17 protein-coding genes are annotated in these 15,462 nt (G+C 64.8%); 13 read left to right on the top strand and 4 right to left on the bottom strand.

Annotated elements, in window-relative coordinates:
* Positions 1 to 241: MATE family efflux transporter (locus tag QGG75_19600; GenBank protein MDP6069434.1), on the top strand; the 241-nt coding region annotated here is incomplete at its 5' end.
* Here QGG75_19600 and QGG75_19605 read toward each other — a convergent pair.
* From QGG75_19605 to QGG75_19620, 4 genes are read right to left on the bottom strand one after another with little or no spacing between them, the layout of a single operon-like run.
* Positions 238 to 645 carry a RidA family protein gene (locus tag QGG75_19605; protein MDP6069435.1) on the bottom strand — a complete coding sequence of 136 codons (408 nt, stop codon included), beginning with the start codon at positions 643 to 645 and terminating at the stop codon, positions 238 to 240. The genes QGG75_19600 and QGG75_19605 overlap by 4 nt on opposite strands.
* Positions 646 to 655: 10 nt before the next feature.
* A complete protein-coding gene (locus QGG75_19610; GenBank protein MDP6069436.1) occupies positions 656 to 1,798 on the bottom strand; it encodes a Xaa-Pro peptidase family protein in 1,143 nt (380 codons plus the stop codon).
* A complete protein-coding gene (locus QGG75_19615) occupies positions 1,798 to 2,919 on the bottom strand; it encodes a Xaa-Pro peptidase family protein (protein ID MDP6069437.1) in 1,122 nt (373 codons plus the stop codon). The genes QGG75_19610 and QGG75_19615 overlap by 1 nt, the downstream gene beginning before the upstream one ends.
* Positions 2,920 to 2,950: 31 nt before the next feature.
* The gene (locus QGG75_19620) at positions 2,951 to 4,168 is read right to left on the bottom strand and encodes a M20/M25/M40 family metallo-hydrolase (GenBank protein ID MDP6069438.1); all 1,218 of its coding nucleotides are present in this window, start codon (positions 4,166 to 4,168) and stop codon (positions 2,951 to 2,953) included.
* A 106-nt stretch (positions 4,169 to 4,274) separates the two neighbouring features.
* Between QGG75_19620 and QGG75_19625 the strand changes: the two genes are divergently transcribed.
* The 12 genes from QGG75_19625 to QGG75_19680 all read left to right on the top strand — a co-directional run.
* Entirely contained in the window at positions 4,275 to 5,132 is an 858-nt protein-coding gene (locus tag QGG75_19625; protein ID MDP6069439.1) for an IclR family transcriptional regulator, read from the top strand.
* Positions 5,129 to 6,220, top strand: coding sequence for an extracellular solute-binding protein (locus tag QGG75_19630; GenBank protein ID MDP6069440.1), 1,092 nt, complete (start codon positions 5,129 to 5,131; stop codon positions 6,218 to 6,220). The genes QGG75_19625 and QGG75_19630 overlap by 4 nt, the downstream gene beginning before the upstream one ends.
* A gap of 29 nt (positions 6,221 to 6,249) precedes the next feature.
* A complete protein-coding gene (locus tag QGG75_19635; protein MDP6069441.1) occupies positions 6,250 to 7,332 on the top strand; it encodes an ABC transporter ATP-binding protein in 1,083 nt (360 codons plus the stop codon).
* A gap of 2 nt (positions 7,333 to 7,334) precedes the next feature.
* Positions 7,335 to 8,180, top strand: a complete 846-nt coding sequence (locus QGG75_19640) for an ABC transporter permease (protein MDP6069442.1) — start codon at positions 7,335 to 7,337, stop codon at positions 8,178 to 8,180.
* Positions 8,170 to 9,054, top strand: a complete 885-nt coding sequence (locus tag QGG75_19645; GenBank protein MDP6069443.1) for an ABC transporter permease — start codon at positions 8,170 to 8,172, stop codon at positions 9,052 to 9,054. Before QGG75_19640 ends, QGG75_19645 begins: the two co-directional genes overlap by 11 nt.
* 39 nt (positions 9,055 to 9,093) lie before the next feature.
* The gene (locus tag QGG75_19650) at positions 9,094 to 10,074 is read left to right on the top strand and encodes a succinylglutamate desuccinylase/aspartoacylase family protein (protein ID MDP6069444.1); all 981 of its coding nucleotides are present in this window, start codon (positions 9,094 to 9,096) and stop codon (positions 10,072 to 10,074) included.
* Positions 10,075 to 10,078: 4 nt separating this feature from the next.
* Complete coding sequence (locus QGG75_19655; protein ID MDP6069445.1) at positions 10,079 to 11,059, top strand: succinylglutamate desuccinylase/aspartoacylase family protein; 981 nt, start codon at positions 10,079 to 10,081, stop codon at positions 11,057 to 11,059.
* Between the two features lies 1 nt (position 11,060).
* A complete protein-coding gene (locus tag QGG75_19660; protein ID MDP6069446.1) occupies positions 11,061 to 12,317 on the top strand; it encodes an amidohydrolase family protein in 1,257 nt (418 codons plus the stop codon).
* 24 nt (positions 12,318 to 12,341) lie between these two features.
* Positions 12,342 to 13,139, top strand: a complete 798-nt coding sequence (locus tag QGG75_19665; protein MDP6069447.1) for a creatininase family protein — start codon at positions 12,342 to 12,344, stop codon at positions 13,137 to 13,139.
* A 14-nt stretch (positions 13,140 to 13,153) separates the two neighbouring features.
* Positions 13,154 to 14,140: a succinylglutamate desuccinylase/aspartoacylase family protein gene (locus QGG75_19670; GenBank protein ID MDP6069448.1), complete on the top strand. Its 987-nt coding sequence runs from the start codon at positions 13,154 to 13,156 to the stop codon at positions 14,138 to 14,140.
* On the top strand, positions 14,140 to 15,150 hold the full coding sequence (locus QGG75_19675) for a succinylglutamate desuccinylase/aspartoacylase family protein (GenBank protein ID MDP6069449.1): 1,011 nt from the start codon (positions 14,140 to 14,142) through the stop codon (positions 15,148 to 15,150). The genes QGG75_19670 and QGG75_19675 overlap by 1 nt, the downstream gene beginning before the upstream one ends.
* Positions 15,151 to 15,172: 22 nt before the next feature.
* Positions 15,173 to 15,462, top strand: a 290-nt coding sequence (locus tag QGG75_19680; GenBank protein MDP6069450.1) for a hypothetical protein, incomplete at its 3' end; no start/stop codon positions are given.

Genomic DNA, 15,462 nt, shown 5'->3' on the forward strand with positions numbered 1-15,462 from the left:
GCCGCTGATTTCGGTCTGGAGCTTCCAGCTCGACGGCATTTTCATCGGCGCCACGCGTAGCCGCGTGCTACGCAATTCGATGTTTCTCTCGGTGCTGGTCTACGCTGGCGCCGTGGCGCTGTTTGTGGCGAATTGGCAAAACCACGGGCTTTGGCTGGCTCTGATGATACTGTTTACCGCCCGTGCGCTGACGCTGGCTGCCGCCTATCCCAGGCTGGAGCGATCGGTTTCCGGAGATTAGCCCGGAGGCTTGGCGGCCACCGCCTCGATCTCGATCTGCCAGCCCGGATCGGCCAGCGCCGCCACCACCAGAACCGACGAGGCGACGCGCAACTCACCCAGGGTTTCGTCCTTGATGCGGCGCATGGTGCCGAGCTGGGCGGCGTCGGTCAGGTAAATGCGCAACATGACGAGATCGCCAAGCCCCATGCCGGCCGCCGCCAGGGCGCGCCCAAGGTTACGCCAGGCCAGGGCGCACTGTTCGGCGAAGCTTTCAGAGACCGTGCCATCGTCGGCCATGCCCAACTGCCCCGAGACGAACAGCAGCCGATTCCCGGCCGCCACTTCCAGGGCATCGGCATAGGTCGCGAAACCCTCGAGTGCCGGGTTGGTGTTGTGGTGGCGCGGGCCTTTCGCCTGAGGCATGGCCAAATCCTTATGCCGTTGCTGGGACCAGCGGCCGGCAGCCGCTTGACGTGACTTCCACGCTTTCGCCGAGCGCCATGGCGGAGCGGCTTTCCCCGTCGACCAGCGCCGCCTCGAGATAAAGCACCATGCCGGCCTCAATGAGGAGCGACGAGCCCATCACGATGGTCGGCCAATCGGCCGCCGCCGGGGCGTAGGTGGCGCCCAGGCCGTGGCCGCAGGTGGTCAGGGCGGCGCCGTCCAGGCCGGCCCCATCAGCCACCCCACGGTAGGCCGCCACTAGGTCGCCGAGCGCCGCCCCCGGGCGGCAGGCCGCGGTGATTTCCGCCAGGGCTTCCTGGCAGGTATCAAATAGGCGCTGCAGGCGGGGCTCGGCCGGGCCGACGAATATCGAGGCCGCCAGGCTGGCGTGATAGCGTAGATAAACGCCCGAGAGACAGAGCTGCAGGCGGTCGCGTTCAGCCAGATGGCGCCGGCCCGTGTGGTAGGCCAGCAGCGCCCCGTCGCCCGAGCCGATGGCCCACTCGGTGGCCGATGTCTGGCCGCCGCCCTGGTAGACGGCGCCTTGCATGGCGGCCAGGATATCGCCCTCATAGGCACCGGGCCGGGCCAACTCGCGGCCCCGGGCAAGAGCCTGGTAGGCCAGCCCGGCGGCCCGGCCGACGATCTCGAGCTCGGCCGCGCTTTTCACCAGGCGCAGCCTGTCGATCAGGTGGCCGGCCGCTTCGAGGTGGCAAAAACCCTGGCAGGCCGTCGCCAGGTGCCGCCAGACCTGGGCCGTCATGCCGCAGCAATCGGTCTCGACGCCGAGGCGTCGGCCGGCGCAGCCGTAATCCTCGAGCATGGCGCGCAGGTCCTCGCCGGGCCGGGCCTCGGGGCCGTCGGACCAATAGCGCACGTCCTCAATGACCGAAGTGAAACGGGCCTGGCGCACGTCGGGCAGGCGGCAGAGTAGCCCCATGCGGCCGTCGGCACCCAAATAGAGGCAATGGAAGTAGGTGTGGGCGCCGGTATCGTAGCCTGACAGGTAATAGCGGCTTTCCTGTTTGAACAGCAGCAGACCGTCGAGGCCGCCGGCACGCATGGCTTGAACCGCGCGGCCGCGGCGGGCCGCCAATTCGCTTTCGCGGAAATGCAGGACGGGCGGTGCCATCAGTTGACGATCAGCTTCCAGTCGGCCGCCGAGAGCCGCTGGCAGGCGCCCTCGCCGACCACGACGGTCTCGCCCAAGGACATCGCCGTGGCGGCTTCGCTGTCGAGCAGGATCATGTGCAGGAAAATCACCATATGGGGCTGGATCTCGACGGGATTGCCGGAAAACAGCATGGGGTAGTCCATCCAACTGGCGCCGAAGGTGGCGCCCAGGCTGTAGCCGCAGGCCTTGAGCCGGCAGTTCTCGAAGCCCGCTTTGTCGAAGACCTGGGCCTGGGCATCGAAGACCTGGCCGAAGGTCTGGCCCGGCCGGCAGGCCTGCTGGCAGGCCGTAAGCGCGGCGACGCAGGCCTCATGCATGCTGAGCTGGTAGTCGCTGGCGCCGCCGGTCAGGATGGTGCGCATTAGGGCGGCATGGTAATGGCGATAGGCGCCGGCAAACTCGAGCTGCATCTGGTCGTTCGGATCCAGTTTGCGATAGCCCGAATAGCCCCGCACCATCAGCGCGCCGGGGCCCGATCCGGCGACCATGCCGTTGGGATAGTCACCGCCACCACGAAACAGCGCACCCTGCATGGCACCGACGATGTCGCCCTCATAGGCACCAGAGAGACAGAGCCGGGCCGCCGCGGCCAGGGACAAGTCGGCCAGTTCGGCGGCTCGGCGGGCGCAAGCGATCTCGGCCGGGCTCTTGATCAGGCGAAGTTCGCTGACCAGGTCACTGGCGTCGACCAGCTGGCAGAAACCGTCAAGGCCGGCCTGGATTTGCTGCCAGCGGGTCGCGGTCATGCCCCAGGCATTGAGTTCGATGCCCAGGCGCCGGCCCCGGCAGCCGGCGCCCTCGAGTAGCGACGCGAGTTCGGCAACCGGGTCGGCGTCCTCGGTTTCCTGCCACGTCCGAATATCTTCAATGCTTGACGTGAGCTCGGCCTGCAGGCGCTCACGCTGGCGCGTCAACAGGGTGGCGGCGCCCTCGGGCAACAACAGCAGGCACTGGAAGGCGACATAGCCGGTGGTGTCGTAGCCCATCAGATAGTACAGGCTTTCCTGTTGAAAGAGCAGCAGACCATCCAGGTTGCGCGTGGCCATGGCGGCCCTTGCCGCAGTTTGGCGTCGGCTCATCTCAGCCGCGGAGAATTCCCCCACCGTAGCTTCACCCGACACGGCAGACCTCGAGCATGGCCAGCAGGTAGATTCTGATCATATCGAGATAGTCCGGCACATCGACGCGCTCGTCGGGCATGGTGTTGTAACGCCCGCCCGGGCCGCAGACGATGCCCGCCATGCCGGCCTTGTGCAGCAGGTGGGCGGCGTCGGTGCCGTAATAACAATAAGGCTTGATCGGCCCTTGTGGCTGGGCCTGGCCGCGCACCTGGCGGTAGGCTTCGCCGACGGCTTGCACCACGGGCGAGGTGTGTGCCGCCTCGAAGGGCAGCATGGTGGGACGAAGGCCGTCGTGTTCCTTGGTCAGGACCGCCCGCAGTCCGGGGAACTCGGCCTCCAATTCATCGAGCAGGCGGCGAACGTCGGCCAGCACGCTTTCTTCGCTCTGACTGGGGGCATAGCGCGCCGTGCCGACGAGGCGGGCATAGTCGGCCACCTGCGGCGGTCGCCAGTCGTGAAAGTCTTGCGTCAGCGAGCCGCGCACAACGCCGACGTTGGCGCGATTTACCGCCAAGTGGTCGTCGTTGGTGGCTCCACTGAAGGTCATGGCGTCGAGCCGGGGGATCAGCGCCGAGGCGGCAAGCACGGCATCGACGCCTTCCTCGCGCTTGGAGACGTGGCGGGTGATGCCGTGAAGCTCGACGACGAAATTAAAGGCCCCGGCGTGCAACGTCAGGCCATTGAGGTCGGTGGGTTCGGCGTTGATGAAATAATCGGTCCGGACGCCATCTTCGATGGCCTTCAGGGTGCCGACGCCGCCCTGCAGTTCGCCGATCACGTACTCCAAAACAACGTCGCCCTGCAACTGGACGCCGTTGTCGATCAGGGTCTTGAGGGCGCTGAAATAGGCGGCGTCACCGGCCTTCATGTTGGAAACCCCGATGCCGTAGATGAATTCGCTGTCGTACTTGCCGCCCCAAGGATCGATGGTCCAGTCGTCGGTCGCCGGGTTGGTGTCGAGGTGGCCGTTGAACATCAAGCTCGAGCCGCCGCCAGCGCCGCCCGGCCAGCGGCCGACCGCGTTGAGACGCCCCTCCGTGACCTCGGTGAGCGCCACATCGAGACCCAACGAGGTCATGTTGTCGGCCATGAAGCGGGCCAGCTCGCCCTCGCCCGGGGTGCCGCTGTAGCTCTTGAAGCGCACCATGGCGGCCAGAAACTCGAGGGCCTGATGTTCGTCGATCGCCGCCAGCAATTGTTCGCTCATGCCCACCTCCTGCGAATATGCCAGGCTCCGTTGACGGGAGCCTCAGCAGAGTCGTATCATATTTCAGACCTCGTTCCATATACTGGAACACATTGGAATCGCTGAAATGAGCTCGCTTACCGCCGGCATCGACATCCTCCAGTGCTTTTCCTCGGAACGTCCCGAGTTGCGGGTCTCCGACGTGGCCCGCCAACTCGGCGTTCCCAAGAGCACGATATCGCGCCTGATGAAGGACATGCTGCGCCATGGCCTGGTGGAGCAGGACCAGAGCACGCGGCGCTATCGGCCCGGTCCCCTGGCCTTCCGCCTGGGCACCCTCTACCAGGCCCATTTGAAAATTCTCGACCTGGTCGATGCGGCGGTGGCGGCGCTGGTCGAGAAGTTCGGCCTGACCGGCTACATCGGCGTCCTCAACGGATCCGACGTGGTCATCCTGCGGGTCCGCCAGGGCTCCTATCCGGTGCGCTTCGTGCTGGAGCCCGGTTATCGCGTGCCGGCTTTCACCACCGCCATCGGCAAGGCGCTGCTCTGCCGCTTTGATGACGAGGCCGTACGCGACATGCATCCCCCGATCCTGCACTACGACGTCACCGACTTTTCCACCACGGTGGAGCGCTTGATCGAGGAATTGGCGGAGGCCCGGCAAAGGCGTTGGACCAAGGCCGTGGAGACCACGTTTGCCGGTTTCGGCGCCATTGCCGTAGCCGTCGGCGGCATGGACGGGCAGCAGCCCGTGGCTTTTTGTCTGTCCTACCCGACCAACGCCACCTTCGAAGAGCAGTACGACGACATGGTCGAGCATCTGACGGCGCAGGCCTCGCGCATCGGCCTGTTGTCCCACGACAGCTTCTGGACGCAACCCCGTGACGTCGCCCCGGGGCAAGATCGCAATCACGCCTGGCCGGTTCTGCCGGCCAAAACAATAATCAGCAAAACAGCACTCGAAAGGGAGGAAGAAACATGACTAAGAAATTTACCAGCAACCCCATCAGCCGCCGGAAATTCCTGGACTATTCCGCCGGCGGCGGAGCCGGTCTGGCGGCCATGATGGCGATGAGCGGTGTTCCCGCCTTCGCCGCCGCCAATGAACTGCGCATTCTGTTCGCCGGGGGCACCTGGCATAAATGGTTCAATGATTCCTTTGGCGTTCCCTTCGAGAAGAAGACCGGGGCCAAGCTGATCTGGAAAAAGGGCATGCGCTTCGAGCCCATGATCATCGCCCAGCGGCGCCGGCCGCAGTGGGACCTGATCCACCAGAATCAGAACTTCTCGAGCCAACTCGGTGCCTTGGACGCCCTGGTCAAGTGGGAGGAAAGCCGCATACCCAATCTCAAGGACGTACATCCGGCGTTTCGCTATCCCTTCCTCGCCGGCAAGATCCACACGCCCTATGGCCTGGCCGTCAACACCAAGCGCATCAAGCGGCCGATCACCAGTTGGAACGATCTCTGGGATCCCGAGTTCGCCGGCAAGGTGGCCTTCCCGAAATGGACCTGGATGGGCCAGGAGGTCTTCCACGCCATCAACCAGCTCAACGGCGGAGCGTCCGACAACGTCGATCCCGGCATCAAGAAGCTGGCGGCACTTTACAAGGACAACAAATCCCAGACCATCAACAACGTCGAGCACTCCCACCAGATGTTGCTTTCGGAAGAGGTCTGGATAGCGCCGCACTTCGGGGCGCGCATCGAAAAGGCGGCCAAGGCCGGTGCCCCGGTCGAGTTCGTGGTACCCAAGGAAGGTGGGCTGAGCTTCATCTTCAACACCGCCATCGTCAGCCATCGGCCCAAGGACAGCGAGGAATTGGCCCACAAATTCGTCGATAACACGCTGGACCCGGAGAACCAGATCGCCTTCTCGCGGCTGACCGGCTACCCGCCGACCAACCGTGTGGCCATGGCCAACCTGCCGGCCGACCTCAAGAAGCTGGAAATGACCGAGGCCGAGCTCTCGGCGTTCGGCGGTATCCAGCGGGAATTCGACTACATGGCCATGTTCATGTTCCGCGATCAGATCAAGACCCGTTGGGACAAGGAGGTGACGGGCAGCTAGTCCGGCATAGCCCCCCCCAGAGGACGGCTATGTCCAAACCAATCCTGCAGCTGAGAGGCGTGCTCAAGAAATATGGCGCGACTCTCGGCGTCGGACCCGTCGATTTCGACGTCGAGGAGAGTGAGTTCCTCACCCTCCTGGGGCCGTCGGGTTGTGGCAAGACGACGACGCTGCACATCATCGCCGGGCTGATGTTCCCCAATTCCGGCACCGTCACGCTTGGCGGTCGGGAAATCACCGGCCTCGATCCCCAACACCGGGACATGGGACTGGTGTTCCAGAACTACGCTTTGTTCCCCCACAAATCGATTTTCGACAACGTCGCCTTTGGGCTGCGCATGCGCAAGGTGGCGCGTGACGATATCAGGGAACGCGTCATCGCGATGCTCGAACTGGTCGGCCTGCCCGGGGTCGACGGGCGCTATCCCGACCAGCTCAGCGGCGGCCAGCGCCAGCGCGTGGCCCTGGCCCGGGCGTTGGTCATCGAGCCCACGCTGCTGCTGCTCGACGAGCCGCTTTCGAACCTCGACGCCGTGCTGCGCAAGCGCATGCGGATTGATCTCAGGGATCTGCAGCAGCGTCTCGGCATCGCCACGGTCTTCGTCACCCACGACCAGGACGAAGCCTTCGAGATGTCCGACCGGGTGGTGCTGCTCAACGAAGGCCATATCGAGCAGATCGGGGCGCCCGAGGAGCTTTACGACAATCCCGTCACCCGCTTTGCCGCCGAGTTCATCGGCGACACAAATCTCATCGCCGGCACCGTGGCCGCCCTCAACGGCGCCAAGGTCACGGTCGATGCCAGCCTGGGAAAGCGCCATGAGGGCCAGGCCGTGGCCGGCGAATTCGAGATCGGCGACAGGGTCTATCTCATGGTGCGGCCCGAACGGGTGGAGGTTGCCCTGGAGCATGGCACCGAGGCAAGCGGCATCGAGGCGGCGGTGACCAAGCGGGTCTTTTCCGGCGATCTCATAAGCTTCAGGCTCCGTACCACCAGCGGCGACGAACTGGTCTGCACCAAACCCAGCCTGCCGCGGTACCGCGACATTCCCGCCGACGCCACGGTTTGGGTCAGCCTGCCCGATTGCCGGGTGCTGCCCAGGGAGGATTGAGCGTGGAAGGCAGCGGCAGATACGCCATCGCCATGTTCGCGCCGATCACGGTGCTTTATCTGATATTTCTGATCGCGCCGATCAGCTTTTTCCTGGCCATGAGCGTGTTCAAGTATTCGCCCCTCGAGCTCTACGTGGTGACCGTGACCGGCGACAACTTCTTGCGCCTGTTGGGCGACGACTACTACCGGGCAATCATCTTTCGCACCCTCAAGATTGCCGGCCTGACGGCGCTTTTCAGCTTGCTGCTGGGCTATCCCCTGGCCTACTTCCTGGCGCGGACGCAAAGCGTCTGGCGCGGCGTCCTGATGTTCCTGGTGATCGCACCGCTGATGACCGGCGTCATCGTGCGCACCTACGGCTGGATCGTGCTGCTGGGCAGGCAGGGCACGGTCAATCAGGTTCTGCAATGGACCGGCCTGGTGGATGCTCCGGTCAAGATCCTCGAGACCGAGTTGGCGGTGCTGGTGGCGCTGGTGCACATCCTCATGCCCTACATGGTGTTTCCCCTGTTCTCGTCGCTGGCCAGCCAGGACCCCAACGTCGAGAAAGCGGCCGCCACGCTGGGCGCCGGCAGACTGCGCACCTTCATCGAAGTGACGCTGCCCTTGAGCCGCTCGGGCATTCTGATGGGTTCGGCCCTGGTCTTCACGCTAACCGCCGGTGCCGTGGTGACGCCCGAGTTGTTGGGCGGCAAGGAAGTCCGCATGCTGGGCCAGATGATCTACGAGCTGGTGCTGACCATCCTCAATTGGCCCTTCGCCTCGGCCATCGCCTCGATCCTGGTGCTCTGCCAGTTCTCCATCATCTTCCTCTATTTCCGTGGGGGGCGGAACCGTGCAGCTTGACGAAACCGAAGTGCCGCCGCCGGCCGCCACAGGTCACCGCAGGGGCAGCCTGGCCGAACGCTCGGAGCGCTCGCGGCGCTGGAGCGGGGCCCCAGTCCGGCGCCTGGCCATGGGCAGCTACATCACCGCCATCTATTTCTTTTTGTTGGCGCCGATCCTGATCGTCGTCTTCACGTCTTTCAATCCGACCGAAGCCAACGTCTTTCCGCCGCGCGGATTTTCGCTGCGCTGGTACGGCGTTTTCCTGGAAAGCTCGGGCTTCGTCGACGCCTTCAAATTCAGCCTCTGGCTGGGGCTGGTATCGGCCGTCGGCGCCACCGTCATCGGTTTTCTCTCGGCCTACGGCATCGTCCGTTTGCTCGGCAAGCGCCGCGAAGTGGGCCAGTCCCTGGCGCTCCTGCCGATCATGATTCCCCATATCTTGATCAGCATTTCGTTGCTGCTGGCACTCACCGTGGTGCCCTTCCCCGAGCTCGGCGGCCTCATCTTCGGCCACATCATGATCTGCCTGCCCTTCACCATCGCCGGCATCATCGCCAGCCTCGAGGGCGTCGATCTGCAGCTCGAACTGGCCGCCAGGACGCTGGGGGCATCGCGCTTGCGCACCATGGTCGAGGTGGTCATTCCGCTGGCTGCGCCTGGCATGCTGTCGGCCCTGATCTTCGCATTCATCGTCTCCTTCGGCGACGTCTACATCTCGCTCTTCCTCTCGGGACCCGGGCGCACCACGTTGCCCATCGAAATCTTCTCCTACATGCAATGGGAGACGACGCCCGTGGTGGCGGCGATCACCACCGTACAGATCCTGCTCATCGTGGTCCTGGGCCTGGTCATCGAGCGCCTGGTGGGGCTGCGGAAAATCCTGCGCGTCTAGTACCGGCGCCGTACAAGACAAAGAGACGAGGCAGAGAACATGGAAAAAATCGAAATCGGCACGGCAGTCTCCGAAGCGGTGGGGATCAGCAAGGGAGATCTGAGAATCGGCGACATGCCCGACGGCGAGCCCATTGCCATTCCCGTCATCATCGCGCGTGGCAAAGGCCAGGGGCCTGTGCTGTGGCTCAATGGCTGCGTCCACGGCGACGAATATTGCGGCTCCTACATCATCCACGAAGTGATGCGGAACCTGAAGCCCGAGGACATGAGCGGCACCGTCGTGGCCCTGCCTTTCCTCAATCTCACGGGCAGCCATGTGGTGCATCGCATGAGCCCCTTCGAGAGCTTCAGCCACGGCGATCTCAACCGCTGCTTTCCCGGCAACCCGGGCGGCTCGCTGACCGACCAGATGGCCCATGCCATCTACAGCCAGCTCAAGGCCCACGCCGATTACCTGATCGATTTCCACACCGCGCTGACCAGCGACACACGCTGGGCGCTTTATGCCAACGCCGACGGCGAGGTGGGCAAGAAGGCCGAGGGCCTGGCCCGGGCCTTCGGCATCAAGCACACGCTCCCCGCCCCCACCGACATCCTGGGCGGCTCGGCCCTGATGACGGCCGCCGCCGACGGCATCCCGAGCTACATCGTCGAGGCTGGCGGCCTGGGGCCGGCCTTCGACCGCGAGACCGTGCTGGAAGGAGCGGAGCGCCTGCAAAACGTGCTGCGCCATCTGGACATGCTGCCGGGCGAGGTCACGGATTACGGGCCGCTTACCTACTTCTCCAATTTCGCCTGGGTCAACTCGACCCGCGGCGGCCTCTTCCAGGCTGCCGTGCGCTGCGGCGATGCCATCGAGGAAGGCACCCTGATCGGCCGTTTCTACGACGTCTTCGGCGATCTGGTGGAGGAAAAGCTAAGCCCCTACGCCGGCATCGTGCTGGCCGTGAGCGTGGGACCGTTGATGCCATCGGGCGACATCCTGGTGCATATCGGCCTGGATCCCAAAGAGGTCTGAACAGATGAAGAAAATCTCAATCGGTACGGCAACATCCCAGGCCAACAGCATCGCCAAGGGGCATCTCAGGGTCGGCGACCTGCCTGATGGCAGGCCGGTGCAAATTCCGGTGATGATCGCCCAAGGCAGCAAGGAGGGGCCGACGCTGTGGCTGCATGGCTGCGTGCACGGCAACGAATACTGCGGCACCTACGTCATTCACGAACTTTTCCGCGGCCTCGATCCAGGGGCCCTTTCCGGCACCGTGGTGGCGCTGCCCATCCTCAACCTCACGGCCTTTCGCAAAAAGCAGCGTGTCAGCCCCTTCGAGGGCTACGGCGGCAGCGATCTCAACCGGGTTTTCCCGGGCAAGCCGGACGGCTCGCTGACCGAGCAGATGGCCCACGCCATCTACAGCCAACTCAAACAGCACGCCGATTGCCTGGTCGATTTCCACACCGCCATGACGCCGGACGTGAAGTGGGCGCTTTATGCCGATGCCGAGGGCGAGGTGGGTACGAAGTCCGAGGCCATGGCCCGGGCCTTCGGCTTCAAGAGCACGCTGCCGGCACCGATGGATATCCTCGCCGGTTCGGCCCTGATGACGGCGGCCAAGGACGGTATTCCCAGCTACCTTATCGAGGCCGGTGGCAAGGGCCCGGCCTTCTCGCCCGAATTGGTGGCCGATTGTTGCGAACGCCTGCGCAACGTACTGCGCCAGGTGGGGCTGCTGGAAGGCCCGGTCACGGATTACGGGCCGCTCAACTATTTTTCCAACTTCGCCTGGGTCAACTCGACCAGGGGTGGGCTCTTTCAACCCGCCGTGCGCTGTGGCGACCTGCTTGAGGAAGGCACCGTGCTGGGCCACTATTTCGATCTCTACGGCGAGCCCGATGGCGAAGCCTTAAGCCCCCACCCCGGCATCGTGCTGGCCATAAACGCCGGCCCCCTGATGCCCAACGGCATGACCATGGTCCATATCGGGCTAGATCCCAGGGAGGTCTGAGATGGCCGCAACAGTAGCCGTGGTTGGCGGGCAATTGATCGACGGTACGGGCACCGAGCCGCTGGCCGATGCCCTGGTGTTGATCGAGGACGGCAACATCAGTTATGCCGGGCCCAAGTCCGGCAAGAAACTGCCTAAGGCAGCCGAGATTGTCGAGGCCGACGGCGCCAGCGTGCTGCCCGGCCTGATGGACGTCCACGTCCACATATCCATGTCCGCGCCCAACGACCTCGTACAAGAAGTGATCGCCCGGCCCATCGGCGAGGCCGCCTTCGAGGTTTCGCGCAATCTGATCGACACGGTGGCCGCCGGCGTCACCACCATCCGCACCGTCGGCGACTTGGCGCATCTCGATATCGCGGCCCGCAACGCCATCAACTCGGGCCGCCTGATCGGCCCCCGGGTGCACCCTTGCGGCATGGGCCTGACGGCGACCGGCGGCCACGGTCAGATCATGCCGTGTTGGCTGAAGCAGGACCACGGCGAGATCTGCGACGTGGTCGACGGCCCCGATGCCGTGCGGGCCGGTATCAGGCGCCAGGCCCGGGCCGGCGCCACCTGGATCAAGCTCTTTCAGACCGGCGGCGTGGTCGATCCCCACGGCCGTCTCGACGCAGAAGAATTCTCGCCCGACGAATTCTCCGTGGCCCTGGAGACGGCGAATATGATGGCGCTGCCAGTGGCGGTGCACGCCCACAACAAGCCCGCCATTCTGCGCTGCATTGAAGCCGGCGTAAGCTCCATCGAACACGGCATGCACTTCGACGAGGAATGCGCCGAAAAGGCCCGCGCCTCGGGCACCTTCCTGGTGCCGACGCTGACCGTGATGGACCGCATCCTGGTCTATGGGGCGCAGGTGGGGTTGGCCGAATTCATGATCGAGAACGTCCGCGAGCGCACCTCGAAGCACCACGAATACGTCAAGCACGCCCATTCCATCGGGGCCAACATCGCTTCGGGCACCGATGCCGGATCGCTGCTGACGCCGCATGGCTCGGCCGGGCGCGAGATCGTGCAGCTTGTCAAATGCGGTCTCAGCGTGCTCGAGGCCATCCAGGTGGCGACCCAGAACACGGCCAGGCTGTTGCGGGTGGAGGACCGGACAGGCACGCTGGCGGCCGGCAAGCTGGGCGATCTGATCGTCGTCGAGGGCGATGTCGCGGCCGACCCCAGCCTGCTGGAATCCGCGGGCAACATGCGCCGGGTGCTGATCGGAGGCCGTTTGGTAGCGGCCGGTGGCAAGGCGCTGCCGCACTGAAACAACCGAGAGGAAGGGTTTGCCATGTCCGTACGCTTGGATGAAATCACCTGGATGCGGGCGGCCGAGATCGTTGAGCAGGATCCCGACGTGGTGGTCATCCTGCCGGTCGGCTCGACCGAGCAGCACGGCCCCCACCTGCCGCTGGGCACCGATGCGATCAACGTCGACCACCTCTGTACCAAAGCCGCTGAAAATCAGGGCGGCGCGCTGGTGGCGCCCTGCGTGCGCTATGGCGTCTCGCACAACCACATCGATTTCCCGGGCTCGGTGACGCTCGAGCCCGAGACCCTAATCGCCCTTACCCTCGATATCCTGCGCAGCCTCTACCACAATGGCTTTCGCCGCTTTCTCATCGTCAACGGCCACGGCGGCAACAACGACACCATCGACGTGGCCGCCATCAAGGCGCGCAAGGTGATGGCTGATGCGGTGATCGGGCACACCTATTCCGGGGCGCTCTCGACCCGGGCGGCAAGCGAGGTCTGCGAATCGGGTATTCATTATCACGCCGACGAGGGCGAGACTTCCAAGACCCTGGCGATTCGGCCCGACCTGGTGCAGATGGACAAGATCGAGCGCGTCGTCACGCCTTACTTCGAGAACTACTACAAACGCTATTACGCCAAGGGCGGCGAGATGGTGGGAGTTGTGACCTACGGCCTGCCGCCGACCATCTGCCTCACGCCCTCGGGTATCATGGGAGACGCCAGCCTGGCCACCCTGGAGAAGGGCGAGCGCATCGTCGAGGGCTATCTCGAGCTGCTGGGGGCGGTGATCGAGGACGTCAGGAACCTGGAAAAAGCCAAACCGGTGCGTTAACGGAGGAAACGAAAATGGCAAAAGCAAGAGCCTTGCAGGTCGGCACGGCCGTGGCCCGGCGGGGCCGCTGGACGAAGGGCGAGCTGGTGCTGGGGCACTATCCCGACGCCCCCATAACGACGCCGGTCAACATCATGTGCGGCGCCAAGCCGGGGCCCGTGCTGTGGGTCCAGGCCTGCATCCATGGCACCGAGGTGGGTGGCGCCATGGGCCTCTTGCGGCTTTTCAAAAAGCTCGACCCTGCCAAGATGAGCGGCACCATCATCGCCATCATGGCCACCAACCCCACGGCCTTTCGCGGCTTTGCCCGCAACACGCCGCTGGACGGCGAGAATTTGAACCGGCTCTTTCCCGGCGATGCCAAGGGCCCCCATTCGCGCCAGGCAGCCCACACGCTCTTCAAGACCGCGATGGCCGTGTCGGACGCCATGATCGATCTGCATTCCGGCGGCGACGAGGCCGAAGTGCCGTTCTATGCCATCTATTGGAACGACGGCTCCGAGGCGGGCAACCAGTCGGCACGCCTGGCCCGAGCCGCCGCCACGCCCGACATTTGGGCCTCGCGCGATGCCTGGCTGGGTGGCTGCATGATGGCCAACTACACGCGGCAGGGAAAACCAGCGCTGATCGTCGAATGCGGTGGCGGCGGCCAAGTCCCCGAGGCCCACATCGACAATTACGTCAACACCGTAAGCGGTGTGGCGAAGGCCATGGGCATCCTGCCCGGACGGCCGCCCAAGCAGAAGAAATACCGCGTGGTCGGCGAGTGCCTGCTGGTCTTCAACAAGCGCGGCGGCTACTTCCTGCCCGCCGTCGAGGTCGGCAGCGTGGTCAAGAAAGGTCAGATCTTCGGCCGCATCATGGACCCCCACGGCCGCATCATCGAGGAACTCAAATCACCCAACGGCCCGGCCTACGTGGCGGCCCTGGTGCGACCTTATTTGCCCGTCTATTCCGGGGCCATGGTGGCCGAGACCATCGACGTGCTGGAGGACCGGTGATGGCAGTCAAAGCGAGAGCCAAAGCAAAAACAAAAACCGCCCTGAAGGTGGGCACGGCGGTTGCCAGGCGCGGCCGGCGGACCAAGGGCCGCCTGGTGCTGGGCGCCTATCCCGACAGCGACATTTCCTCGCCGGTGATCATCGCCAGCGGCAGCCGGGCCGGGCCGGTGCTGTGGGTGCAGTGCTGCGTGCACGGCCCCGAAGTGGGCGGACCGGTGGCGCTGCTCCGCTTCCTCGACAAGCTCGACCTGAAAACCATTACCGGCACTATCGTGGCCGTCATGACGGCCAACCCGACGTCGTTTCGCGGCTACAGCCGCAACACCCCGATCGATGGGGAAAACCTGAACCGGGTCTTCCCCGGTGACCCTGCCGGGCCCCATTCCCGGCAGACGGCCAATATCCTGTTTCGCAACGCCAAGCGTTGCGCCGATGCCGTGCTGGACCTGCATTCGGGCGGCGACCGCTCGTTCGTGCCCTTTTATGCGCTTTATTGGAACGACGGCTCGGCAACGGCACAGCGCGCCGGGCAATTGGCCCGGGCCGCCGGTACGCCGGACATCTGGGCCTCGACCGATAGCTGGCTGGCCGGCACCATGTTCACCAACCTCACCCAGCAGGGACTGCCGGCCCTGATCGTCGAATGCGGAGGTGGCGCCCAGGTTCCGGAGGCGCACCTCGAGAACTATCTCTCGGCCTTGAACGGCGTCGCCCGGGCCATGGGAATCCTGCCGGGCCGGCCGCGCAAACAAAAGAAATACCGCCTGATGGACGACGCGCCGCTGGTCTATAGCCAGGTTGGCGGTTTGTTCGAGCCCGCCGTCGAGCCCGGCGAGGTGGTGGCCCTGAACCAGGAATTGGGCCGCATACACGATCTTTTCGGCGACCTGGTCGAAATCGTGCGCTCGCCGCGCGGGCCGGCCTACGTGGCCTCGATCCGGCGGCGCTACATGCCGGTCTATTCCGGCGACCAGATCGCCGAGGTCATCCGCATTCTCGAAGACCGTTGAGCCCGCCCGAGCCCGCCCGCCCATGATCGGCATTCGCCACGAAAACAAAAGCCAGTGGGAGCGCCGCGTGCCGCTGGTGCCGGCCGATGTCGGCGCCCTGGTGGCCGAACACGGCATCGCTTTCGAGGTCCAGCAATCGCCGACCCGGGCCTTTGCGGCGGAAGAATTCCAGGCCGCCGGGGCCAGCGTCGTGGCCGGGCCGCTGCAAAGCCCGATCGTACTGGGGGTCAAGGAAATCCCCGAAGCCGAGCTCGAGCCCGGCCGTGTCTACGTCTTCTTCTCCCACACCATCAAGGGCCAGCCCTACAACAT

It is taken from the genome of Alphaproteobacteria bacterium (assembly GCA_030740435.1).
Classification (GTDB): domain Bacteria; phylum Pseudomonadota; class Alphaproteobacteria; order UBA2966; family UBA2966.